The 23,791-nt window shown below is 72.1% G+C and carries 22 protein-coding genes; 18 read left to right on the top strand and 4 right to left on the bottom strand.

All coding sequences use genetic code 11. The features are described from left to right. Positions 1–13 precede the first annotated feature (13 nt). The 6 genes from OG624_RS35860 to metX all read left to right on the top strand — a co-directional run bounded on the left by OG624_RS35860 (position 14) and on the right by metX (position 7,046). Positions 14–1,129 (top strand): LLM class flavin-dependent oxidoreductase, encoded by a 1,116-nt coding sequence (locus tag OG624_RS35860; protein ID WP_371589293.1) that lies wholly within the window; start codon positions 14–16, stop codon positions 1,127–1,129. Further along, entirely contained in the window at positions 1,126–2,025 is a 900-nt protein-coding gene (locus OG624_RS35855) for an ABC transporter permease (RefSeq protein ID WP_371589292.1), read from the top strand. Before OG624_RS35860 ends, OG624_RS35855 begins: the two co-directional genes overlap by 4 nt. A 68-nt stretch (positions 2,026–2,093) precedes the next feature. Continuing rightward, entirely contained in the window at positions 2,094–3,137 is a 1,044-nt protein-coding gene (locus OG624_RS35850) for a taurine ABC transporter substrate-binding protein (protein ID WP_371640357.1), read from the top strand. Then, positions 3,124–3,915 carry an ABC transporter ATP-binding protein gene (locus OG624_RS35845; RefSeq protein ID WP_371640356.1) on the top strand — a complete coding sequence of 264 codons (792 nt, stop codon included), beginning with the start codon at positions 3,124–3,126 and terminating at the stop codon, positions 3,913–3,915. Before OG624_RS35850 ends, OG624_RS35845 begins: the two co-directional genes overlap by 14 nt. Before the next feature lie 585 nt (positions 3,916–4,500). After that, positions 4,501–5,862, top strand: coding sequence for a bifunctional o-acetylhomoserine/o-acetylserine sulfhydrylase (locus OG624_RS35840; protein ID WP_371640355.1), 1,362 nt, complete (start codon positions 4,501–4,503; stop codon positions 5,860–5,862). Further along, a complete protein-coding gene (gene metX / locus OG624_RS35835) occupies positions 5,859–7,046 on the top strand; it encodes a homoserine O-acetyltransferase MetX (protein ID WP_371640907.1) in 1,188 nt (395 codons plus the stop codon). Before OG624_RS35840 ends, metX begins: the two co-directional genes overlap by 4 nt. Positions 7,047–7,088: 42 nt before the next feature. On the opposite strand, the gene OG624_RS35830 is transcribed toward metX, so the two are convergent. Both OG624_RS35830 and OG624_RS35825 read right to left on the bottom strand, forming a co-directional pair. Continuing rightward, on the bottom strand, positions 7,089–7,640 hold the full coding sequence (locus OG624_RS35830) for a winged helix-turn-helix domain-containing protein (protein ID WP_371640354.1): 552 nt from the start codon (positions 7,638–7,640) through the stop codon (positions 7,089–7,091). Positions 7,641–7,864: 224 nt separating this feature from the next. Next, the gene (locus OG624_RS35825) at positions 7,865–7,948 is read right to left on the bottom strand and encodes a putative leader peptide (protein ID WP_353962688.1); all 84 of its coding nucleotides are present in this window, start codon (positions 7,946–7,948) and stop codon (positions 7,865–7,867) included. Between the two features lie 364 nt (positions 7,949–8,312). Between OG624_RS35825 and OG624_RS35820 the strand changes: the two genes are divergently transcribed. The 4 genes from OG624_RS35820 (at position 8,313) to OG624_RS35805 (ending at position 11,645) form a co-directional block, all read left to right on the top strand. Then, a complete protein-coding gene (locus OG624_RS35820) occupies positions 8,313–9,491 on the top strand; it encodes an acyl-CoA dehydrogenase (RefSeq protein ID WP_266448671.1) in 1,179 nt (392 codons plus the stop codon). Positions 9,492–9,559: 68 nt separating this feature from the next. Next, positions 9,560–10,018, top strand: a complete 459-nt coding sequence (locus OG624_RS35815) for an RrF2 family transcriptional regulator (RefSeq protein ID WP_352164630.1) — start codon at positions 9,560–9,562, stop codon at positions 10,016–10,018. Between the two features lie 162 nt (positions 10,019–10,180). Next, the gene (locus OG624_RS35810; protein WP_352164631.1) at positions 10,181–10,279 is read left to right on the top strand and encodes a putative leader peptide; all 99 of its coding nucleotides are present in this window, start codon (positions 10,181–10,183) and stop codon (positions 10,277–10,279) included. Between the two features lie 253 nt (positions 10,280–10,532). Then, positions 10,533–11,645 carry an ABC transporter substrate-binding protein gene (locus OG624_RS35805; RefSeq protein WP_371640353.1) on the top strand — a complete coding sequence of 371 codons (1,113 nt, stop codon included), beginning with the start codon at positions 10,533–10,535 and terminating at the stop codon, positions 11,643–11,645. A 136-nt stretch (positions 11,646–11,781) separates the two neighbouring features. Here the strand turns inward: OG624_RS35805 and OG624_RS35800 are convergent, their stop codons facing one another. After that, positions 11,782–13,428: a hypothetical protein gene (locus OG624_RS35800; RefSeq protein ID WP_371640352.1), complete on the bottom strand. Its 1,647-nt coding sequence runs from the start codon at positions 13,426–13,428 to the stop codon at positions 11,782–11,784. 239 nt (positions 13,429–13,667) lie between these two features. Between OG624_RS35800 and OG624_RS35795 the strand changes: the two genes are divergently transcribed. Beyond that, positions 13,668–14,111 carry an NUDIX hydrolase gene (locus OG624_RS35795; protein ID WP_371640351.1) on the top strand — a complete coding sequence of 148 codons (444 nt, stop codon included), beginning with the start codon at positions 13,668–13,670 and terminating at the stop codon, positions 14,109–14,111. Positions 14,112–14,218: 107 nt separating this feature from the next. Here OG624_RS35795 and OG624_RS35790 read toward each other — a convergent pair whose 3' ends face one another. Beyond that, positions 14,219–14,809 carry a TetR/AcrR family transcriptional regulator gene (locus OG624_RS35790; protein WP_371640350.1) on the bottom strand — a complete coding sequence of 197 codons (591 nt, stop codon included), beginning with the start codon at positions 14,807–14,809 and terminating at the stop codon, positions 14,219–14,221. A gap of 145 nt (positions 14,810–14,954) precedes the next feature. Here OG624_RS35790 and OG624_RS35785 point away from each other — a divergent pair, with 145 nt between their 5' ends. From OG624_RS35785 to OG624_RS35755, 7 genes are all read left to right on the top strand, one after another. After that, on the top strand, positions 14,955–15,959 hold the full coding sequence (locus OG624_RS35785; protein WP_371640349.1) for an alpha/beta fold hydrolase: 1,005 nt from the start codon (positions 14,955–14,957) through the stop codon (positions 15,957–15,959). A gap of 92 nt (positions 15,960–16,051) precedes the next feature. Next, positions 16,052–17,170 carry an Hsp70 family protein gene (locus OG624_RS35780; RefSeq protein WP_371640348.1) on the top strand — a complete coding sequence of 373 codons (1,119 nt, stop codon included), beginning with the start codon at positions 16,052–16,054 and terminating at the stop codon, positions 17,168–17,170. Between the two features lie 22 nt (positions 17,171–17,192). Further along, positions 17,193–18,086, top strand: a complete 894-nt coding sequence (locus OG624_RS35775; protein WP_371640347.1) for a TRAFAC clade GTPase domain-containing protein — start codon at positions 17,193–17,195, stop codon at positions 18,084–18,086. A gap of 67 nt (positions 18,087–18,153) precedes the next feature. Next, positions 18,154–19,227 carry a hypothetical protein gene (locus OG624_RS35770; RefSeq protein ID WP_371640346.1) on the top strand — a complete coding sequence of 358 codons (1,074 nt, stop codon included), beginning with the start codon at positions 18,154–18,156 and terminating at the stop codon, positions 19,225–19,227. After that, entirely contained in the window at positions 19,224–20,381 is a 1,158-nt protein-coding gene (locus tag OG624_RS35765) for a hypothetical protein (RefSeq protein WP_371640345.1), read from the top strand. Before OG624_RS35770 ends, OG624_RS35765 begins: the two co-directional genes overlap by 4 nt. Further along, positions 20,378–22,288, top strand: a complete 1,911-nt coding sequence (locus tag OG624_RS35760) for a dynamin family protein (protein WP_371640344.1) — start codon at positions 20,378–20,380, stop codon at positions 22,286–22,288. The genes OG624_RS35765 and OG624_RS35760 overlap by 4 nt, the downstream gene beginning before the upstream one ends. Continuing rightward, entirely contained in the window at positions 22,285–23,784 is a 1,500-nt protein-coding gene (locus tag OG624_RS35755; protein WP_371640343.1) for a dynamin family protein, read from the top strand. Before OG624_RS35760 ends, OG624_RS35755 begins: the two co-directional genes overlap by 4 nt. Positions 23,785–23,791 lie beyond the last annotated feature (7 nt).

The raw sequence follows: 23,791 nt of genomic DNA, 5'->3' as shown, positions 1-23,791 counted from the left end.
ACGAGGTCCCCTCATGCCGGAAAACCCCCTCCTGCTCCACTGGTTCCTGCCCACCGGCGGGGACGGCCGCGATCCCGGCGGCGTCACCGCCGTCCAGGAACGCACCGGAGCCGCCACCCGGCGGCCCGCGGACATCCCGTACCTGGCCCAGGTGGCACGGGCCGCCGAGCAGGCCGGATTCCACTCGCTGCTCACGCCCGTGGGGCTCGGTTGCGTCGATCCCTGGATCGTCACCACCGCGCTCGCGCAGCACACCACCCGCATCGGGTTCCTCGTGGCGTTCCGCGCCGGTTTCACCAGTCCGACGCTGCTCGCCCAACAGGCCGACGCGTTCCGCCGGTTCGCGGGAGGTCGGCTCGCACTGAACGTGGTGACGGGCGGCGATCCCACCGAACAGCGCGCGTACGGGGACCGGTTGGAGCACGACGCCCGTTACGCCCGGACCGATGAGGTGATGACGGTCCTGCGCACCCTGCTGGACGGCGGAACGGCCGACCACGACGGTACGCACCTGCGGATCGAGGGGGCCCGGCTCACCGATCCCGAACTCCGCCACCCCGTACCCCTTTACTTCGGCGGGGCCTCGCCCGCCGCCGAGGAGGTCGCCGCCCGGCAGGCCGACGTACAGCTGCTGTGGGGCGAGCCGCCCGCCGCCGTCGCCACGCGCATCGCCCGGCTGCGTGCGCGGGCCCTGGCGGCCGGCCGCACCGTGCGGTTCGGACTGCGGCTGCACGTCATCAGCCGGGACAGCGCCGCCGAGGCCTGGTCGGAGGCGGACCGGATCCTCGCCGGGATCGATCCGGAGGCCGTACGGGCGAGCCAGGAGCGGTTCGCCGCCATGGACTCCACGGGGCAGGCCCGGATGACGGCACTGCACGGCGGGGTCGCGGACGCCTCCCGCCTGACGGTGGCGCCGAACCTGTGGGCGGGCATCGGTCTGGTCCGCGAGGGCGCCGGAACCGCGCTGGTCGGCTCGCACGACGAGGTGGCCGCACGGCTCGCCGAGTACCGCGCCCTGGGCATCGACGAGTTCGTCCTCTCCGGCTACCCGCACCTCGAAGAGGCGTACCGGGTCGGCGAGGAAGTGGCGCCGCGCCTCCGCGCCCTGACCGGGGCGGCTGCCGCGTGACCGCTCTCACGACGACGGCGGCGGGGGCGACGGCGGCGGCCGGGCCGGATCGACCCTCGCGGCCCGGCCCGGATACGGCCGAGGCCGGGTCCCCGCGGCGGGACCGGCTCCGGGAAGCGTTCCGCTGGGGCGCGCTGCGGATCGTCGCCCTCGCGGTGCTCCTCGCCGCCTGGCAGGCAGTGGTGTCCGCCGAGGTGTGGCCGCGGGTCCTGGTTCCCTCGCCCGGCGACGTGTGGCGGCAGTTCGTCCTCGCCTCCACCGTGCACGACGGGGTGCGCGGCTACGGCGGCCACCTGCTGATCGAGCACCTGGGCGTGAGCCTGGGGCGGATCGGCACCGGCTCCGCGTACGCCGTGCTGGCCGGGGTGCCGCTGGGCCTGCTGATCGGCACGGTCCGGCCGCTGGCCGTCGTACTGGAGCCCGCGGTGACCTTCCTAAGGACGCTGCCGCCGCTGGCGTACCTCTCGCTGCTCGTCATCTGGTTCGGCATCGACGAGGCCCCGAAGATCTGGCTCCTGGTGATCGCGGCCCTGCCGCCGATCGCCGCGGCCACCGCGGCGGCCGTACGCACGGTGCCGGACCGACTCGTCGAAGCCGCACGGGCATTGGGGTCCGGCCCGACCGTGCTCCTGCTGTCCGTACGGCTGCCCTCCGCCCTGCCCGAGATCCTCACGGGCGTCCGTATCGCCGTCGGAGTCGCCTACACCTCGGTCGTCGCGGCGGAGACCATCAACGGCGTGCCCGGCATCGGCGGCATGATCCGCGACGCGCAGCGCTACAACCAGACCGCGCTGGTGATCGCGGGCATCCTCGCCATCGGCCTGTCCGGGATCGTGCTGGACGCGCTCCTGCGACTCGTCGAGCGGCTCGCCGTGCCGTGGCGCGGCCGCGCCTGACCCTCCGCTTCTTCCTCCGTATCCCGCATCCCCCTTCTTGTCGTCCGACCTCAGACCGGAGATCGTCCATGCCCGCACGTCTGTCCCGCCGCACCCTCCTGCTCACCGCCGCCATCGCCCTCGCGGCCTCCGCCACCACCGCCTGCGGGAGTGGCGGCGACGCGGCCGGCGACTCCGCCGGGCGGACCACCGTACGGATCGCCTACCAGGCGATACCCAACGCCGACCTGGTGGTGAAGAACCAGAAGCTGCTGGAGCAGGCGCTCCCCGAAGTGGACGTGAAGTGGGTGAAGTTCGAGTCCGGCGGCGACGTCAACACGGCCGTCATCGCCGGGTCGGTCGACCTGGGCCTGGCCGGGTCGAGCCCGGTCGCCAAAGGCCTGTCCGCGCCGCTGAACATCCCGTACAAGGTGGTGTGGATCCACGACCTGATCGGGGACAACGAGGCGCTCGTGGCCAAGCCGGGGATCGGTTCGGTGAAGGACCTGGTGGGCAAGAAGGTGGCCACCCCCTTCGGGTCGACCGCCCACTACTCGCTGCTCGCCGCGCTGACCGCTGCCGGTGTCGAGCCGTCGACCGTGCAGACCATCGACCTCCAGCCGCAGGACACGCTCGCCGCGTGGACGCGCGGGGACATCGACGCCGCCTACGTGTGGACGCCGACGCTGAGCGAACTGACCAAGGACGGCAAAGTGCTCATCAGCAGCCGGGAGTTGGCGAAGCAGGGCAAGCCCACCGCCGACCTGGGGGTGGTCACGAACGCGTTCGCGGCCAAGCACCCGGAGGTCGTCACCGCCTGGATCAAGGCCCAGGACAAGGCCGTCGCGCAGGCGCGCACCGCACCGGACGAGGCGGCGAGGTCCATCGGGGCGGAGCTCGGGCTGCCGACGGAGGAGGCGAAGCGGCAGCTGTCGGAACTGGTGCTCCTCAGCGCGAAGGAGCAGACCGGGCCCGACTCTCTGGGCACGCCGGGCGCCCCCGGCAAGCTGGCGACGAACCTGTACGACGCCGCCGTGTTCCTGAAGGGGCAGAAGGCGGTCGACGCGGTGCCGGACGCGACGGTCTTCGGGCGGGCGCTCGCCGTGGAGGAGCTCGGCCGTGCCGCGAACTGACGTACCACCGGGCCAGCAGGTCGCCGTCGTCGACCTGACGGACGTCGCGGTCAGGTACGGAACGGCCAAGCAGCCGGTCACGGCGCTCGAAGGCGTGGACCTACGGATTCACGCCGGCGAGTTCGTCGTCCTGGTCGGGCCGTCCGGCTGCGGCAAGACGAGCCTGCTGCGCGTGGTGGCGGGCTTCGAACGGCCCGCCTCGGGCCGGGCCCGGGTCCGGGGCGCACTCCCCCGGCCGGGCGCGGGCGCCGGGGTGGTGTTCCAGCAGCCCCGGCTGTTCCCCTGGCGCACGGTCGGCGGGAACCTCGGCTTCGCGCTGGCCCGCATCGGGGTACCCCGCGCCGAGCGGCCCCGCCGGATCGTCGAGCTGCTGGAGCGGGTCGGGCTGCCCGGGATGGCGGGCCGGCGGACGTGGGAGTTGTCGGGCGGCCAGCAGCAGCGGGTGGCGCTCGCCAGGGCTCTGGCGGCGGAGCCCGAACTCCTGCTCATGGACGAGCCGTTCGCCGCGCTCGACGCCCTGACCCGGGAGCGGCTCCAGGAGGAGGTGCGGGTCTTGGCCGGGCGGCTCGGCATGACGGTGCTGTTCGTCACCCACTCGGCGGAGGAAGCGGTACTGCTCGGCTCCCGGGTGCTGGTCATGGCCGCGGGCCCCGGCCGGGTGGTGGCGGAGCTGCCCGTAAGCCTGGCCCGGGAACCGGACACGGACGTCTCCGCACTGCGGTCCTCGCCCGAGTTCGCCCGGCTGCGCGGCCGCCTGACCGAGATCATGCGCGGCTGAGGCGTTCCCGCCCGCGCGAGGAGGTGTCCGCCTCGTACACGGGGTGGACACCTTCACCCGCTCCGGAGGCGGGGGGCCTCCGCCCTGGACGGCGCCCTCCACCAGGGCGCCGAAACCGGAGTGGTCCGCATCTCCGAGCGCCGATCGGAACACCTCGCGGACGGCGTGGCCGCACATCTCACCGGATCGGCTGAAAGACCTGGTGCACCCCGGCCCGCCTGTGGTTGGCTGGGCCCATGACCGTACTCGTGACCCGTCGCCACGTCGACTACGTGCGTGTCACGACCACGGGTTGTCCCGTCACCCGCTGACGCGACGCCGCGCGGCTTCTTCCCGCGCCCTTCACCACACACCCCGCGTACCCGTCGCGTAGTACGCACTCCCGTCCCGCCCTTTCGCCGTGCCGACGGCTGCCGCAGCCGCGTCTGCCGCAACCAGCGCGGCTGCCCGGCGGGACCCGTCCGGTGCCGACGCTCCGCCCGCACCGGCTCCCCCGTTCCCATGCCCGTGCCCATGCCCGCGCCCACCCGTAGGGCACTGCGCCGCCCTTCCGCGTACCAGTGACCCTCACCTCCGAGGAGACCCATGAACCAGCCCATCGACGCCGTCACCGCAGGTCACACCCCCGAGAGCGAGCCCGCCGGAGTCGGCACGCCGGCCTGGTCGTTCGAGACCAAGCAGCTCCACGCCGGCACCACGCCCGACCCGGCCACCGGCGCCCGCGCGGTCCCGATCTACCAGACGACCTCGTTCGTCTTCCGCGACACCCAGCACGCGGCCGACCTCTTCTCCCTGGCCGAACCCGGCAACATCTACACCCGCATCCACAACCCCACCCAGGACGCCCTCGAACAGCGCGTCGCCGCCCTCGAAGGCGGTGTCGCCGCCGTCGCCCTCGCCTCGGGGCAGGCCGCGGAGACCCTCGCGCTCCTGAACCTCGCCTCGGCCGGCGATCACATCGTCTCCAGCGCCTCCCTCTACGGCGGCACGTACAACCTGTTCCGGCACACCCTGCCGAGGTTCGGCATCGAGGTGTCCTTCGTCGAGGACCCCGACGACCTCGACGCGTGGCGGGCCGCCGTACGACCGAACACCAAGGCCCTGTTCGCGGAGACCCTCGGCAACCCGCGCGGCAACGTCCTCGACGTCCGGGGCGTCGCCGACGTCGCGCACGCCGCCGGCCTGCCGCTCGTCGTCGACAACACCGTGCCCACCCCGTACCTGCTGCGCCCCGTCGAGCACGGGGCGGACGTCGTCGTCCACTCGGCCACCAAGTTCCTCGGCGGGCACGGCACCACCATCGGCGGTGTGGTCGTCGACGCGGGCACCTTCGACTTCGGCGCGCACCCCGAGCGCTTCCCCGACTTCACCGAACCCGACCCCAGCTACCACGGCCTGCGCTACTGGCCGGCTCTCGGAGCGGGCGCGTACGCCGTCAAGCTGCGCGTCCAGCTGCTGCGCGACCTCGGCCCCGCCATCGCACCGCACTCGGCGTTCCTGCTGCTCCAGGGCGTGGAGACGCTCAGCCTGCGGCTGGAGCGGCACTCCTCGAACGCCCAGGCGCTGGCGGAGTGGCTCGAACAGCGCGACGAGGTGTCGGCCGTCCACTACCCCGGCCTGCCGTCGAGCCGCTGGTACGAGGCGGGGCGCCGCTACCTGCCGCGCGGCGCCGGGGCCGTGCTCTCGTTCGAGCTGCGGGGCGGGGTGGAGGCGGGCCGGCGGTTCGTGGACGGATTGGAACTGTTCAGCCACCTCGCGAACATCGGCGATGTCCGCAGCCTCGTCATCCACCCCGCCTCCACCACCCACAGTCAGCTCGACGAAGCACAGTTGGCCGCCACCGGCACCACCCCCGGGCTGGTGCGCCTGTCGGTCGGCATCGAGAACCCGGCCGACCTGAAGGCCGACCTGGAAGCCGGGTTCCGCGCCGCGAAGGAAGCGTCCTGACCTCCGTCCCGGCGGCCCCGGCCTCCACGGGTCCCCCTCCCGCCACCGGTGCGTGGCGGGAGGGGGACCCGCCCGGGCACCGCCGATGGCACCGGCGATCGCAGCCGCTGGAGTTGGAGGGGGGCGGGGTGCTCCCGGGGGTGCGGCTGGCGTACGAGACCTGGGGGCGGCTCGCAGCCGACGGTTCGAACGCCGTGCTCGTGCTGCACGCCCTGACCGGCGACAGCCATGTCGCGGGCGCCGCCGGATCCGGTCATCCGACCGCGGGCTGGTGGGACGCGTTGGTCGGACCGGGCCGGGCACTCGACACGAACCGGTGGTTCGTGGTGGCGCCGAACGTCCTGGGCGGCTGCCAGGGAAGTACCGGGCCCGCCTCCGCGGGCCCCGGCGGTCGGCCCTGGGGCGGTTCCTTCCCGCGTCTGACCCAGCGCGACCAGGTGCGCGCCGAGACCGGGCTCGCGGACGCGCTCGGCGTCGAACGCTGGGCGCTGGTCGTCGGGGGCTCCATGGGCGGGATGCGGGCACTGGAGTGGGCGGTCGGCGAACCCGGGCGCGTGGCCGCGCTGTTGCTGCTCGCCTGCCCCGCGGCCGCGAGCGCGGACCAGATCGCCTGGGCCACCGCGCAGATCCACGCGATCCGTGCCGACCCCCACTGGCGGGGCGGCGACTACCACGACGCCGGAGCCGGACAGGGGCCGCACACGGGGCTGGGCATCGCCCGCCGCATCGCGCACGTCACCTACCGGTCGGCCGAGGAACTCCAGGCCCGCTTCGGACACCTCGCCCAGGACGGCGAGCAGCCCCGGCTCGGCGGCAGGTACCGCGTGGAGTCCTATCTCGACCACCAGGCCGCCAAGCTCGTCCGACGGTTCGACGCGGCCAGCTACGTCGCCCTGGCCGAAGCCATGAACGCCCATGACATCGGGCGGGGCCGCGGCGGCATCCGTACGGCACTCGGCCGGGTCACGGCCCGGACGGTGGTCGCCGGAGTGAACTCCGACCGCCTCTACCCCCTCGCCCAGCAGGAGGAACTCGCAGCCGGTATCCCCTCCGCGGGCGGGGTACGGATCATCCGCTCCCCGTACGGGCACGACGGCTTCCTGTTGGAGGCCGAGCAGGTCGCCGCACTGGTGGGGGAACTCCTCGACGGCGCACCGGATCCGGTCGCCCGCGCTACCCCCTGACGGGCCGGTCCACCGATGCGGTGCCCCGGCCGACCCGGGGGGCTACCGGTGGTCGGGGAGGTACCTGTAGCCGACGCGACGCACGGTGGAGATGCGGTCCCGGTACGCGGGACCGACCTTGCGGCGCAGCCTGGCCACGTGGACGTCGACGGTACGGCCGTCACCGATGTGCCCGTAACCCCAGACGCCAGAGATGAGGGCATCGCGTGTGTGCACCGTGTACGGGTGCGCCACGAGGTGGGCCAGGAGGTCGAACTCCAGGTAGGTGAGGTCGAGTGCGCGCCCGTCGACCTCGACCAGCCGCCGTGCGCGATCGACCCGGATGGCGTCATCGGAGTGGTCGAATTCCGCAGGCGTCCCGGGCACCGGGGGATGGGTCGGGGCCTCCGGGCGTATGCCGTGCGCGCTCATCAACGCCACGGGATCGACATGCGCCGGCAGGAACACGAGGTATCCGACGCGACCGCCGTCGGCTCCGTCGACGGAGACGAAGGGCGGTCGTTCGCCGACCAGTTGGAGGCGCGGGGCCGGGGAACGGCGGAGTGCGGGTACCGCGGCGGGTACGTGTACGGGTGCGGGGACTGCGGCGGTCATGATGAACCCCTTCGGCTGCTCGGAGTCGGATACGGATGCCGGGTGTCCGGCCACGACGGGGCAGGGGTCTCCGCGACGGAATCGAGCGGGAGCGCGGCGCGTCGTACGCCGGGCGGACCCTTACGGCTCGAAGGCCGGGGTCACGACGTACGTGCGCGGCGTGCGGAGAGGGACGGCATCCGGGACATCGGTGCGCGTCGGGGAAATGCCCTGTCGAAGAAGTCCTAGACGGGTCGGCAGACGGCGCTGGCGACGCGACGGAAGTCAACGTGCCTGCGGCGTACGAGCAACGGCTGGGACGGGGGCATGCTCACATGGTGAGGCGTACGCCGGGCGGGCGTCAATACTTTCCTACTAGTTGGATAGGAAAACCCTCCGGTCGGTCGCCGACCTGCATCATCCTTCATTTCGAGATCGAATCGTCCACCATCCGGTCACTCCCTTGCCGGGAAGGCCGCTTCGGGCGAGTATCCCTATCACTCCGATAGGAAAGGTGGGGATACCGTCGGCCTGCCCCACGCACCCCTTCCCGCACGTTCAGCAACCGGCCGACGCCGCCCGACAACGTTCCGGAGCAGTCGACATGACGACCGCCGTCCCCCATGGCACCGCCGTCCACCCAGCTCGCGCGCCACACAGCGGCACGCGAGCCTGTCGGTGACGCCGGTGCCGATGACGCCGAGCACCGCCGACGCACGGCGCCGCGCGCTCCTGCGGACCGCCCGTGACGTGGCGGACGACCTCGCGGCCGACGCCATCGTCCGCGATCAGGCGGGCAAGCCGCCGACCGACGAGACGGCCCGGCTGCGCGAAGCCGGCCTACCGGCGGCCCTCACCCCGCCCGGGCCGGACCGCGGCACGGACTGGCGTACCGCATGCGCCGTCGTACGGGAGATCGCCGCGGCGGACAGCTCCGTCGGCGACGTACTCGCCCGCCACTACGTGCACACCTGGAGCGGACGTTTCTACGCGAGTCACCAGGACGCGACCGCCCTCGAGGAGGAGTCGGTCGGCGAGCGGTGGCTGTGGACCGGCGCGGTCCGCGCTCCGTGGCCCGACGAGGACACCGACGGAGCCGACCTCACGCTGAGGCGGCACAGCACCGGCCATCTGCTGAGCGGACACCGGTCCGTGCACACGGCGGTGGCCACGGCCGACCAGATCGTGGTCGACGCCGTCAGCGCCGCGAACGGTGACGTCCTGGTCGTACGGATCCCACCCGGCGCACGGGGCCTGAGCGTCGTGCCGGCCCACGACCGCCTCGGGCAGCGCGTCGCCGGCGCGGGCGAGGTGGTCCTCGACCGGGTCACCATCACGCCCGAGCAGGTGCTGGGCCGCCGGCCGCACGACGAGGAGTCGACCACGCCCTTCACCGCGCTCGCGGAGCCGGCGCTCCGGCTCGCCCTGTGCCACGTCGGCCTCGGCATCGCCGAGGGCGCCCTCACCGAGGCACGCGACCTCAGCAGGGGCGGCCGCGCGCACCGGCTGCCCGGCGAGGACCCGGACCTCTTCCTGACCTACGGGGAACTCGCCTCCGCCGCCCAGACGGCCACCGCCGTCGTCGACCGGGCCACGGACGTGATGGAGCAGGCCCTCGACCTGGGGCCGCACCTCGACGCGGAGGCAGCCGCGGGCGTCGCCGCCCTGGTCGCCACGGCCGAGGCCGTGACGTCGAAGGCCGCGCTGCGCATCACCGCCCGGGTGCTGGAGCTCGCCGACGCGCCCGGTCTGGACCGGTTCTGGCGCAACGCCCGGGTCCTGACGGCGCACCGCCCTGTCGCGCACCGCCTTCGCTCCGTCGGCGAGCACTACCTCAACGGCTCCCACCGGGCGGTGGCGGCCTTCCGCTGACGTCCGGCACGGCTCCGGTCGCGGACCCGCGACGTTCGCCGGCCCCGGCCATGCCGGACAATGTCCGTATGCGGATCTCAGCCAGGGCGGACTATGCGGTACGTGCCGCGCTGCAGCTTGCCGCGTCACAGGATGACGGGCCGGTGAAGGCCGAGGCCATCGCCGACGCTCAGGACATCCCGCACAAGTTCCTCGAGGGAATCCTGAACGACATGCGCCGAGGCGGTCTCGTGCTCAGCCAGCGGGGTGGCAACGGCGGCTACCGGCTGGCCAAGCCCGCCGGGTCCATCAGCATCGCGGATGTGGTCCGCGTCGTGGACGGACCGCTCGTCTCGGTGCGCGGGGTCCGCCCGCCGGACCTGTCCTACTCCGGCCCCGCCGAGGCGCTGCTCCCCCTGTGGATCGCACTGCGGGCCAATGTGCGGGAGATCCTCGACGGTGTGTCGCTCGCCGACGTGGCGTCGTCCGACCTGCCGGCCGGCGTATCGGCACTGGCCGACGCGCCCGAGGCCTGGACCAATCCCTGACCGCACCCTCCTCGCGCCTCTAGCACCCCCGTCCCCACCTGCACATTCTCACATGTAGAGATTTCTGCGTCCATCATTCGGACATCCCCTTGGGGCGAGTCTCCGCCTCTGCCAATATGCCTACCAACCAGGTGGGAAAACTAGGAATCCGGGGAGGCTGCCGTGCGAACACCGCATCACGCGGGCCGAACGCTGCCCCTGACCTCCCGCCGGCACATCGACCTGGTCCGTACGTCCAGCGCCATCTGTCAGCCCGGCTGACACCCTTCGCCGGGTCCGGCCCCCTGCCCAGGTCACCCCTGGGCGTCGCCCCGGCCCGCTCTCTTCGGCCGGGTGCTGCCCCGGCCGGCCTCACCGGCCGCGTGCCACCGAGCACGGGCATCCGATGCTCACTCCCCCGCCGAGCGACCCCGCCGCCGACGGCCGGGAGTGACTTCCGTGTGCGCCGATCTCTTCATGTCGCCCGTCTTCGTCCCCGTACCTCGCTGAACACCATCCCGTGAAAGGACACCCCGTGTCTGCCGCAAGACCGCTCACCGCCCTGCGCGCCCTCGCCGTCACCGCGACCCTTCCCCTCCTGCTCACCGCCTGCGGCTACGGTTCCGAGGCGAAGAAGGAGGACGACAAGGCCGCCACCACCGCGGCCGACGCGGGCAAGAAGCTCTCGGCTTCCGAGGTGCGGATCGGGTACTTCCCGAACCTGACGCACGCCACCGCGCTGGTCGGCCTCCAGGAAGGCCTGATCGAGAAGGAACTGAACGGCACCAAGATCAAGCCGCAGTCCTTCAACGCCGGCCCGTCCGAGATCGAAGCCCTCAACGGCGGCTCTCTCGACATCGGCTTCATCGGCCCCTCCCCGTCGATCAACGGCTACGTCAAGTCCAAGGGCTCCAACCTGCGGATCATCTCCGGCTCGGCCTCCGGCGGCGTCAAGCTCGTCGTGAACCCCGACAAGATCAAGACCCTGGACGACCTCAAGGGCAAGAAGATCGCCACCCCCCAGAAGGGGAACACGCAGGACGTGGCCTTCCTCAACTGGATCTCCGAGAAGGGCTGGAAGGTCGACCCCGAGTCCGGCAAGGGCGACGTCTCCGTCGTCCGCACCGACAACAAGGTCACCCCCGACGCCTTCAAGCAGGGCTCCATCGACGGCGCCTGGGTACCGGAACCCACCGCCTCCAAGCTCGTCTCCGACGGCGGCTCCGTCCTCCTCGACGAGACCGCCCTGTGGCCCGACAAGAAGTTCGTGATCACGAACATCATCGTGTCCCAGAAGTTCCTCAAGGAACACCCGGACGTCGTCGAGGCCGTGCTCCGCGGCACCGTCAAGACCAACGAGTGGATCCACGCCAACCAGGACAAGGCGAAGGCCTCCGCCAACGCCCGCCTCGAAGCCGAGGGCGGCAAGCCGCTCGACCCGAAGGTCATCGACCCCGCCTGGCCCAGCATCGCCATCACCGACGACCCGCTCGCCGCGACCCTGAAGACCCAGTCGGAGTGGGCGGTCAAGGCCAAGCTCATCGAGCAGCCCGACCTCGCCGGCATCTACGACCTGACCCTCCTCAACAAGGTCCTCAAGGCCGCCGGCAAGCCCGAGGTCTCCGACGCCGGCCTCGGCGCCAAGTAACCCCACAACCCAGCAACCCCACGCTTGGTGGTTGCGGGTCCCGACGAGCCGTCCGGGGGTCCGTCCAGACCCCCGGAGGCCGTCCGAAGCTCCCCCGGCCGGGCTCGCGCAGGGCCCGCCCGCGGTGGCGTCCGGTTCAGGAATCGGAGCGGAATGCCCCGTGGACGCGCAGGTCGCCGTTGATCGCCACCTTCCCGTCGTTCGTGTGCATGATCCAGGCGTCTCCGTTGCGGACCGACAGATGCGCGCCGGCGTTCACCTTCCCCTGCAGGCGCGACTCGCCTCGAACGCGCAGCATGCCGAGGGTGGTGAGGTCTCCGGTGACGGTGACCGTGCCGTCGGCCTTCACCTCGCCCTCGGCGTCCAGGCGGCCGTGGACGATCAGCCGGGGCGGGCCGTCCTGCGTCTCCAGTACGTTGTCGACGCTCAACCCGCCCTGGAGGGTGAGCCGTTCCTTGACCTGGGCCCGGTGGGTGGCCAGGTCGTTCAGGTCCGCCTTGTCGGCCGCGACGGTCCCCCACTGGCGGCTTCCGGCGCCCTGGAACACGTTCATGCCGGAGGCGGGGAACTCGATCCATCCGTCGGCGGCCGTGCGGCCCTGCACCCACTTGGTGTTGATGCCGTTCAGGTCCGCCAGGTCGGCGGCGACGGTGCCCCAGTCCTGCTTTCCGTCCTTGCGGACGTTCACGCCCGACTGCGGGAACTCGACCCATCCCTTGCCCGAGTCCCGGTCCCCCACCCACTCGGTGTTGATGCCGTGCACGCTGATCTTGTCGGCCGTGACGGTTCCCAAGTCGTTTCCACCGCCGCGGCCGACGCTGATTCCGTCGGACGGGAACCGGATCGAACCGGCGTCGCTCTCACGCCCACGGACCAGGTCCGCGGTCACGGTCTCGACGTCGGTCCGGGCGGCGGAGAGGGTGCCGAGGTCGTCGGCGGCGTCGCGGATCTGGGCGCCCCGCGCGGTGAAGAGGATCCGGCCCTTGTCGGTCGTGCCCTCGACCCACGGGCTGTGGACACCGGTCGTCGCGGTGACGCTCTCGAACTCGGGGCTGCGCAGGTGGACGGTGGTGGTGAGGAAGTAGCCGGGCTGCTGCCCGCCCGGGGAGGTGGCGATCAGGGTGTACGTGGCGTCCCGCTTCGGCTCCTGACCCGCCGTCGGCGACCACTGCCAGCCGGCCGTGCCCTGCCTCGGCGCAACCGTCTCCTGGGCGCCGTCCGGACCCTGGATCCGGTAGGCGAGGGTGTCGGGCCCGTCCCACTGCAGGACGACGTCCTGGCCGCCGGCCACCAGGGTCCGCTTCGCACGGAAGTTGCGCGGAACCTTCGGCAGCTGCTTCAGCAGACTCAAGGTCACGGGGTTCTTCTGCACCCTGGCACCGTTCGCCGCCCTCTCCGTCACCCTCAGCAGCACCAGGCCGGACGCGCTGGAGACGGGGAAGCCGTCCAGGACCAGGGCCATGGAGCCGGCCTCCTGGAACAGCGTGTTCGGCCGGGCGGTCACGGTGAGGACACCCGTGTTGTCGTCCCAGGCGACGATCGGCTCCTCCCCCTGCTTCGTCGCCGTGTTCCGCTCGACCCGCGCGGTGATCGTCTTCGGATGTGCCGTCAGATCACCGTCCGCCTGACCGCAGGGCACCCGTATCTCGATGGAGTACCAGATCACCTCGTCCATGGTCGGATTGGAGACGACGATGTAGACCGATCCCCGGCGTTCCTCGCCCGCGACCGGGACGTGCAGCGGAGCCGGATCGGTGAGTATGTCGTAGTGCAGAGAAGCCATCGCTGAAGACCCCCTGGTTACGCAGTCCGACGCTTGCCCTGACGGGCGCAGCTCCTCCAGGACAACACTTACCGGACAACCCGACACCCGAATCCGCCCTGACCGGCGCAAAACAGATGCGTACTGGCCGAATCCGGAATCTCCCGTTTTCTGCGAGAGCGGACTTCGAGAGCCGCGATCCGGGCCTCCACCGGGCCTGGCCCACGCATCACTTCCTGAAACAACTGGAGGTAGTCGCCTTGCCCGAGAAGGTCACGAAGGAGAAGGTCCTCGTCTACGTCGTCCGTGACGGACGCCTGCTGGTGTTCCGCCACACCGACCACTCCTACGAGGAGGTCGGCATCCAGGTGCCCGCAGGCAGCCTCCGCCCCGGTGAGACCCCGGAAGCCGCGGCCCTACGCGAGGCGCGCGAGGAGACCGGCCTGTCGGACTTCAGGATCGTCCGCAAGCTCGGCGAGACCGAGTACGACATCAGCCCGTACCGGTTCGAGATCCAGCACCGGCACGTCTTCCACCTGGAGCTGACCGAGCCGACGCCGGAGCGGTGGATGAGCCAGGAGGACCACGACGGCGAGCAGAGGCCGACATCCTTCGAGTGCTTCTGGATCCCGCTGGAAGCCGCGCACATTCTCCAGTCCGGCCAAGGCGCGCTACTGGGGCGCCTGTCCGACCGGCCGCGGTAGTGGGGCGCGAAGGCACAGTGGCAGCACTCCGGAGATCCCCCGGCATCGCCGGGTCCGCGAGGACGGCTCCGCCCCAACAGCCGCCACGCCCAGGCGAAACGGCGAGGTCAGCTCCGGGCACGCACGGCGTGCGAGAGCGCACCCACGCTGATGTCGATGACCGCGCGGAGCTGCTTCCGGCTCACCCCGGTCCTGCTCATCACGGCCAGCGACTGGTTGACCGCCGTCAGGTGAACCGCGAAGTCGTCGGCATCGCCTTCGGCCAACTGCGCGGCGTTCAAGGCGGTCCGCAGCCGCGCATGCTGCAAGTCCAGGGCTGCGATCGCGCGTGCGGCGATGGTGGGGCTGAGTGCCGGTGCCGCCATCGCGGTCTGGGCGATCAGACATCCATCGGGTACGTCAGGGTCGGCGATGCGCTGCAGGGTGACCTCGAAGAACGCCCGTACCGCCTGGAGCGGCTCCTCGGACGCGCAGGAAAGCGCCTGGTCGTACCTGGTTCCGTACCGCGCGGCGTAGCGGTCCAGGCAGCGCAGGTAGAGCGAATCCTTGTCGCCGAACGAGGAGTAGATGGAACTGCGGTTCAACCCGGTCGCCCTGGAGAGGTCGTCGAGCGAGGTATCGGCGTATCCGGCCCGCCAGAACTGGAGCATCGCCGCGTCGAGCGCGATGCCCACGTCGAACTGCTTCTTCCCGGCCATCACGCATGCACCTCGTTCTCGTACCAGCCGTTGTGGCCCTACCCATCCTATCTTGAACTGATCAGTTCAAGATGCAGTAGGCTCCGAACATGACCGCCGACGCCCTGGCCCGAACCGCTCCCGCGACCAGAACCCGTTCCCCGGGTTGCCGTTGTACGACCTTGCGGGTTTCACCCACCGCTGGGTCGACGCGGAAGGAATCCGACTTCATGCCGTGGAAGGCGGCCGGCCGGCCGGACCCACCGTCGTCCTGCTCGCCGGATTCCCGCAGACCTGGTGGGCATGGCGCAAAGTGATGCCAGGTCTTGCCGAGCGATTCCACGTGATCGCGATCGACCTGCCGGGGCAGGGCCACTCCGACCGCCCCCGAGGCGGCTACGACACGCACACCGTCGCTTCGCGTGTCCAGGCCGCGCTGACGGCGCTCGACGTGCCGAAGTACTGGCTCGTCGCCCACGACATCGGGGCCTGGGTCGCCTTCTCGCTGGCCCTGAAGTACGAAGAGCGCCTGCACGGTGTCGCCCTGCTCGACGCCGGCATCCCCGGAATCACCCTCCCGGCCTCCGTCCCGACGGACCCCGACCGGGCCTGGAAGACCTGGCACTTCGCCTTCCACCTGGTGCCCGAACTGCCCGAGACCCTGCTCACCGGCCGCGAACGTGACTACGTCGAATGGTTCTTGAAGGTCAAAGCTCTGTCCCCGCACACCTTCGACGGCGCCGAGATCGACCACTACGCCGCCGCCATCGCGGCCGAGGGAGGGCTTTCGGCGTCGCTCGCCTACTACCGCGACGCCGGGGAATCAGCGCGTAAGAACCATGACGCTCTCGAACGGGGGCACTTGACCGTCCCGATCCTGGGAATCTCCAGCTCCCACGGCTCGATCCCCGACATGGCCGCCTCCGTCGGTCCGTGGGCCGAGAACGCGACCGGCGTCGTCATCCCACGAGCCGGACACTTCATTCCCGACGAGCAACCCGCCGCGACTGTCGATGTGTTGACCGCGTTCATCGATCACGAGCGTGCCGAGTGGTACGCGACGCACCGGCCGGCCCGATGCCGTCGGCGCCACCCGCGACACCTTCGGCCCCCTGCGCCCGGAACACCTGCCGTCGCGGTGAACCGCCGTGACGAATCACCATCGGCGTGACACGAATACCCCTCGCGCGGCGTCCAAGGTGTGCGGGCGGAGTAACGGACGCCGCCCGCCCGGACCGGACGACGGGGAGGAGGCGGGGCCACGTGCCGCGAGGGGGCGGTTGGGGGCTCGCCGTGGACATCGGCGGGGCGTTCGTCAAGTCGGCCTACTGGGACGGCGAAGGGGGAATCGGACCGTTGCCGGTCATACCGGCGACCGTTCTGCGGGACCTGGACGGCCGGCTGCTGACCGGCCCCGAGGCGGTACGGCTCGCCCGGACCGCACCCGAGCGGGCCGAGACCATGCCCCTGCACACGCTGACCGGAGGGGACGGCGTACTGCTGGGAGGGGAGCCGGTGGCTTCCGCCGACCTGGTGGCGGCGCTGCTCACGCGCGTGGCGCGGGATGCCTGGCCGGGGTTCGGCCGCTCGGCGCCGGCCGAGCTGACGATGGTCGTTCCGGCCCGGTGGGGACTCGCGGAACGACAGGATCTGGGACGGGCCGTCGCCGCCGCCGGGCTGCCGGACCCTCGCTGGGTGCCGGCTCCACTGGCCGTCGCGTCGTGCTGGTCCGCGCGCCGGGCCGAGCTGCCCCTGGACACCCCGCTGGCCGTCTGCGACGCAGGGGCCACCGGGCTGCGGATCGCCCTCGTGCGGCACGGCAGGACCGGCCACGTGTCCCTGGGCGAGGTCGCGAGCGGCGGCCACGACCTGGACGAAGCCCTGTTCGGGCTGGTGGAGGGCCGGGCGACCGCTGTCGGCCCCGACGCGTGGCGGCTGCTGCTCGACAGGCAGGGGCCCGAGGGGACCCGCGCCCGGGCCCTGCTGCGCGAGGACCTCACCGGTGTCCGCGAGACCTTGTCGGCCTCCACGGGAGCCGCTCTGGTGGTGCCCGGTCAGGACAGTGAATTCCTGCTCCGCAGGGCCGAGTTCGAAGAGGTGGCACGGCGGCCGCTGCACCGGGCGGCCGAGATGCTCCGCCGGCTGGTCTCCGGGCACGGCGCCCCGTACGCGGTGTTGCTGGCCGGTGGCGCCGCCCGCACGCCCCTGCTGTCGGAACTGCTCGCCGACGCGGTCGGCACCGGAGTACCGGACCTGCTGCCCGATCCGGTCAACGCGACCGTACTGGGGGCCGCGAGGCTCGGCAGCACGGTGGCGGCCACCGAGGAGCGCCCGCGGAAGGCTCCGTACGTCTTCGCCAAGGACGGGGACCTGTTCAAGTGAGTATGCGAGGAGGGGACCGTAGATGGACGTGGTGATGCTCGGTGGCACCGACGCGGGCAAGACGACGTACCTGTCGCTCATGTACCGCTGGCTCGGGGAGGGGGTGGGCGGGTTCTCCTGCCGGGCCGCCGACCCCTACGCCCATCAGACCCTGACGGACACCGGCCGGAGCGTGCTGGCGGGCGCCTACCCCCGCAAGACCACGGCGCCGGAGGTCCACGACCTGGTCCTGCGCTATCAGGACCAGGACGTCCTGCCGTTCCGGTGGCGCGACCACAGGGGAAAGGCCCTCACCGAGACGAGGGCCTCCAACGCCGACGTGGGACAGCTGCAGGAGGACCTCAGGGCCGCGGACGGGATCATGCTGTTCGCCGAGGCGCCGGAACTGCTCGCCGCCGGTCAGAGCAGGCTCGTCCGCTCCATGACCACGGCCGTGGTGCGGGCCCTCGGCGAGCGGGAGGGGCGCAGGACCCCGCTGGTCATCGCCCTGACCAAGTTCGACCTCGTGGAAGGGCGCGGCTCGTCCGTGATGGAGCGCCTGAAAGAGCCCTTCGCCGGTCTCGCCGAGCAGGCCGGTGCGAACCCCAACGTCCGCGGGGCCTTCGTCCCCCTGGTGTGCGGGCCGCGCCCGTCGAACGTCCAGATCCCGGCCCTCTGGCTGCTGAACTCGGGCCTCATCAGCCGGGCCGAGCGGGCCGCGGCCGACGCCGACGAGGCCCTACGTCGTGGTATCGCGGCGGCCGGCCAGGACACCCTGCTGGACCGGGTCCTGAGCTGGCTCGACAGTTCGAAGAGCTGGCGGCGCATCAGCGAGGAGGCTCTCGAGGAGGCCCGGGCGGAGCATGCCCGGCTCCAGCCGCTGCTGACGCCGGCGGACCGGTTGGACGGACTGCTCCGGAACGTCGACTCCTTCTGACTCGCGCGAACCCGCGAACCCTTGACCTTCCGCACCCTTGCGAACCCTTCGGACCGGAGGTACTCCCATGGAGATTCCGCAGCTCACCGTGACACTGGCAGGCGGCACCAACACCGGCAAGACCACCTTCATGCACGGCATGTACGCGCGCCTGTCGGCCGGGTTCCACGACTACTTCCTCTACACCATCGATCCTGACGACGACGTCGACCTGCAGGAAGCCTGGGAACGGCTGCTGGATACGGGAGACGTGCCTCGGGGTGGCCAGGCCCCGCAGGAGTACGCCTTCCGGTTCGCCCGTCAGCTGACCCCCCTGCTCGACATGACGTGGACCGACTTCCGGGGAGGTGCCGCGTACGAGAGCGGCCGCAAGGCCGACGCCCAGCCGGACATCGAACAGTGGAAGGAGCACCTGCCGAAGACCGACAGCCTCTACGTCGTCCTGGACGGCGAGGCGCTCGGCACCTGGGTCAAGGAAGGTGCCGAGGAGGGGGCGAACTTCTCCAGTGGCCGGATGGGCCCGGCCCGGCTCAGCCAGATCATCAGGGCGGCGCACGCGGGCAGGACGGCCGCGGGCAATCCCCCGCCGTCCATCGTGCTGCTGATCACCAAGATGGACATGCTGTCCGTGGCCTCGGGCATGTCCACCGCCAAGGCGTTCAAGACCGCCACGCTCAACATGCGGAAGCTCCTGAGCCCCCTCTTCGAGCAGGGCATGACGACCCTCGTCTGCCCCGTCCAGATCGGGACGTTCAAGAGGTCCCAGACGGAGAACGGACGCGTGGATCCGTCCCTGATCCGCCCCCAGTATCTCCACGTGCCGATCTGCTTCTCCCTCTGGTACTACCTGACGGAGACGCTGAGGGCGCAGGAGCAGCAACTGGTCGGCGCGCAGGTGAGGTTGACGGTGAGTCAGGAAATGCTGGCCGAGCTGCGCTCGAAGTCCCTGCTCCTGGGCAAGCGCAAGAAGATCCTCTCCGCGGAGGCGTCCGCCCTGGCACAGCAGGCCGAGAAGTCGGCGATCGAGGACGGGATCAACACCCGCCAGACGCAGGCCGACCAGATGATGGCGACGTTCGAGAACTTCCCCATCATCAAGGACGGCAAGATCTACATGAACTGGCCGGAGGACAATTCGTGACCGGCGGAGCGTGGAGCCCGGTGGTCCTGGGCCGGCTCCGCTACGTCGACCAGTGGTGGCGCGAGCTGCCCGAAGGCGCCCGCGCCGACGGGTGGCTCGGTGCCACGATCACCGCGGCCGTGCAGAACGGCCGGGACCTCGAACACGGCCGCCGCATGGTGTTCGCGCGCCAGGAGGGCCGGGTACTGGTGGGCGGTGCCTGTGACGCCGAACTGCTCAGCGAACGGCACCGCACCGACAGCGGGGGACGTCCGTTGTACTGCTTCGTCGGCTGGCTCGGCCCGGCCGACTCCGACGCGGCGCCGACCCTGGACAGGCTGGCCGAGGGGTACCAGGGCTGGGCGAGCGAGCTCTACGAGCGCGCCGTGGAGCCCGTATGGGAGGCGAAGGCCACCCCCGAGCCGCGCGGGCCCAGTCCGGCGGGCCCTGCTCCCTGGGGCCGGGAGGACCGGGCGCCGCGGGGACCGGAACCCCTGGAACTGCCGCACGCGGCGGAGCCGGGCGTCTGGCTACTGCCCGCAGCCCGCGCCGGTGCGTACTGGGACGCGGCCGTCCGGTCGACGGAGCCGTGCGTCCTGATGACCGGATGGCACCGACCGGTCATCCCCGCCCGCTCTCCGCTGACCCACGTGTGCGCGGCCGGCATCGAGGAACCGGTGTTCCGGAGCGCTCCGGCGCCCCGGCGGCTGCCGCCCCCGGCGGAGCCTCAACCGGTGCAGACGGATCCGGAGGAACTGGATCCGGAGGAACCGGAGCGGCCGGTCGAGGCGGACTCCCAGGGAGAGCCGCTACCCCGCGTGTCGGACAAGCCGGACGGCACCTTCGACAGTGTCCGGGCGATGGCGACGGACGCCGCACAGAAGGCCGCGGACGCCAAGCAGAAGGTGGCGGACGCCACGCAGAGGATGGCGGCGGACGTCACAAAAGCGCTGCGGTGGAAGCCCAAGGGGAAGAAGGGGAAACCGAAGCCCTCCCCGGCTGTGGCCACGCCCCAGCCCCCGCCCCCGGCGCTCTTGCCGCTGCCGCCCGGGCCGCCGCCGGGCCGCCGGGTCGTCTCCCCGGGCGAGTTCGCGGACAGCAAGCTGTTCGACGACCTGGACCCCGGAGGCACGGCCGCCCCACCCACCGAGGAGCCGTCGGAGGAGACCCCGTGAACGACACCGACCGCGCCGCACGGCTGCAAGCACTGACGGACCTGCTGTACGAGGCCGCCGCGGAGGCGGGAGTCGAGGAGCCCGGAGGCGCCCGGATCCTGGCCGAGACCGAAGCCCTGCACTCCGGCAGTGCGGTGATCGTCTGCGTCGGCGAGAAGAAGCGCGGCAAGAGTTCGCTGATCAACGCGCTGACCGGCTGCCCGGGCCTGCTGCCCGTGGACATCGACGTGGCGAGCAGCGTCCACGTGCTGGTGCGCTACGGCGAGCGGCCCGAGGCCCTCGTCCACCGCGGTCCCGAGGGCGGCCCGTCGCGGGCGGAGCCCGTGCCCCTGGAGCGGATCGCCGAGTTCGCGGCCCTGGACCCCGAGACCCAGCTGGCCCGGCACCAGGATGTCAGCCACCTGGACGTGTCGGTGCCCGCGGAGGTCCTCCGCCCGGGCCTGGTCCTCGTCGACACGCCCGGAGTGGGTGGTCTCGTCTCCGGGCACGCGCAGCTCACGATGGCCGCGCTGCGACGCGCCGACGCCCTGCTGTTCGTCCTCGACGGCTCCGGCGAGCTGACCGACTCCGAACTCGCCTTCCTGGAGAAGGCCACGGACCGGATCGCCACCGTGGTCTTCGTCCTCACCAAGACCGACAAGTACCTGGACTGGCGCGAGGTGCTGGAACGCGATCGGGTCCTCGTACGGGAGCACGCCCCGCGGTACGCCGACGCCCCCTGGTTCGCCGTCAGCGCGGCGGAAGAGGAGGACGCGGTGGCGGCCGAGGAGGCCGGCGATCCGGAGAAGGCCGCACGGCTACGGGCCTCCGGCGGCTGCGGGGAGCTCGGTTCGGCCCTGGTGCGGATGATCGCCGAACGGGCGGTGGACGTGCGCATGGGGAACGTGGCACAGGTCATCCACGGGGAGCTGGTCCCCCTGGCCGAGCAGGCGCGCCGGATGCTCACGGCCGCCTCGGGCGGCACGGAGGGCGCCGCCGAAGTGGAGCGGCTGCAGGAGACACTGGCCCGGGAGAAAACGGAGGGCGCCATCTGGCGCAAGTCCCTCGCGAAGCGGACGAAGAGCGTGGAGGAGGAGATCCAGCTCGCCTTCAAGCGGAGCGTGAACGACCTGCGGTCGGCCGCGGGGGACGAGATCGCGAAGGCGCGCAGAACGGCCGAACGGACAAACCTGCCCGAGTCCTTGGAACGCGGGGTGCGCGCCGTGTGGGCCGAGCTGGAGGCGGCTCTGGAGGTGGGCGTGCGCGGGCTCGTCGAGGAGACGGGCCGGGAGATCGAGGCCGCGCTGGGCGGGGCCGCAGCCGCCAGGGCGGGCCAGGACCTCGCCCGGGGCGGCCCCCTCACGGGCGGCGGCCCCGCCCTGCGGCTACCGGACCGGCTGCGCGACCTCAAGCGTCCGGCGCCCACCGCCCACGATCAGCAAGGCCCCGGCGCGTTCCTCGAACGCTCCCTCCTCGCCTGGAGCGGAGGCAGCGTCGTCTTCGGCATCACCACCGTCATCACCGGCGGAGCCCTGCTCGGCCCGCTCATGATGGGCGCCGGAGTGATCGGAGCCCTGATGACCCGGCGGCGCCGGCGTGGCGAGCTGGTTCGGGTGCGAGGCGACGCCCGCCGCCACCTCAGCCAGACCGTCGCCGAACTCACCACCGAGGTACCGCCCGTGGTCAAGGGCATCGTGGCGGACGCGAGCAGCCGGCTCGCCGGGTCCATCACTCTCGTCCTGGAGGAGCGGGAGACGGAACTGCGCGCCGAACTCAAGGAACTGCGGGCCGTGCTGGCCCAGGAGAAGGCCGAGCGCACGCGGCAGGCGGCCGAGTCCCGCGCCCGCCAGGCACGAATCGTCGGCCTGCTCGACCGGCTACGGTCCCTCGTACCGGAGGCCGGTCCGACCGGGAGGGGCGCACAGTGAGCGAGCCGGACGTGGCGGCGACGGGGTCCGACGCACCGGCCGGGCGGTCGTCCGTGGCCGCGCTGGCCGGACTCTGCGCCGGGCTCGGTCCCGGGCTGCCCGGCCCCGCCGCCGTCGCAGTGGGCGCGGTGGCCGCGCGGCTGGCCGCGCCGACGCTGCGGATCGCCGTCGGAGGACGCCTGAACGCTGGGAAGTCGACGCTGGTGAACGCGTTGCTGGGGCACTCCCTCGCCGCGACCGGGGCCACCGAGTGCACCCGGCTGGTGACCTGGTTCCGGCCGGGCACCCAGAACCGGGTCCTGGTCCGGCTGCGGGACGGCTCGGGGAACTACGTCCCCGCCGCGCCCGGAGGCGGAGTGCCCGACGATCCGGCCGCCTTGGGCGCGGATCCCTCGGACATCGCCGAACTCGTCGTGGAAGCACCGAATCACGCGCTGGAGAACGCCTACCGGATCGTGGACACCCCGGGCATGGACTCGCTCAGCGGCCTGGACGCGCCCGCACTGGCGGCCCTGGACCGGTCGGACGCCCTGCTCTACGTGATGCCGCACCCCGGCGAGGGGGACGTCGAGGCACTGGAGGCGCTGCGCCGCCAGTCCGGCCGGGGAGTCACGGCCGCCAGGGCGCTGGGCGTACTCAGCCGGATCGACGAACTGGGCCGCGGCATCGGTGACCCCTGGCCGCAGGCACACCGGCTGCGCACCACCTACGCGCGGCGGCTGTCGGGGCTGGTCGGCGATGTCGTCCCGGTCGTCGGCCTGCTCGCCCAGGCGGCCCGGGGCGAACGGTTCACCGACAGGGACACCGAGTCCCTGGCGGCCCTGGCCGGCTTGCCGGACGGGCCGCTGGACGAAGCCCTACGCTCTCCCCACACCTTCCTGGCCTGGTACGACGGCCCGCTCGACGCTGAGGAACGACAGCGGCTGCTGTCCCTCCTCGGCCGGTACGGAATCCGGGAGGCCGTCGGTCTCTGCGACGGACGGAGCACCCGTGCCCTGCTGGCCGGTCTGCGGGAGCGTTCGGGATTCGACGCCCTGGAGGCCCGGGTACGGGAGGAGTTCGTCGAGCGGGCCGACGCGCTGCGTGCCGTCACCGCGCTCCGCTCCCTGACCGCGGTGGCCCGGAGCCTGCCGCCCGGCGGGCCGCGGGAACACCTGCGGTCCGCGCTCACCGTGATCCGCCGACAGCCGGCGCTGCGTCAGATCGCCCTGTCCGCCGCCCTGACCGACCAGGGCTCGGGGCGCATGACCCTGGACGCGGAGCGGTCCGCCGCCCTCACCGCCCTGGTACACGGCCGCTCGGCGGCCGCGTCCCTGGGGCTGCCGGAGGGGCTGTCGCCCGCCGGTACGGCGGCACGGGCGGCACAGGAGGCCGGCCGGTGGCGGGCGTACGAGACGGCGCCCCACCGACGCGTGCGCATCCACGCGCGCGCGGCGCGGGAGCTGTGCGAGGCGCTGTACTTCTCGGCCGTCCGGCGCGCGGAGCCCGGCCGCTGAACCGCAC

Source organism: Streptomyces virginiae (assembly GCF_041432505.1).
In the GTDB taxonomy this organism is placed as follows: Bacteria; Actinomycetota; Actinomycetes; order Streptomycetales; family Streptomycetaceae; genus Streptomyces; species Streptomyces virginiae_A.
This window is presented reverse-complemented; position numbering and strand designations above follow the sequence as displayed.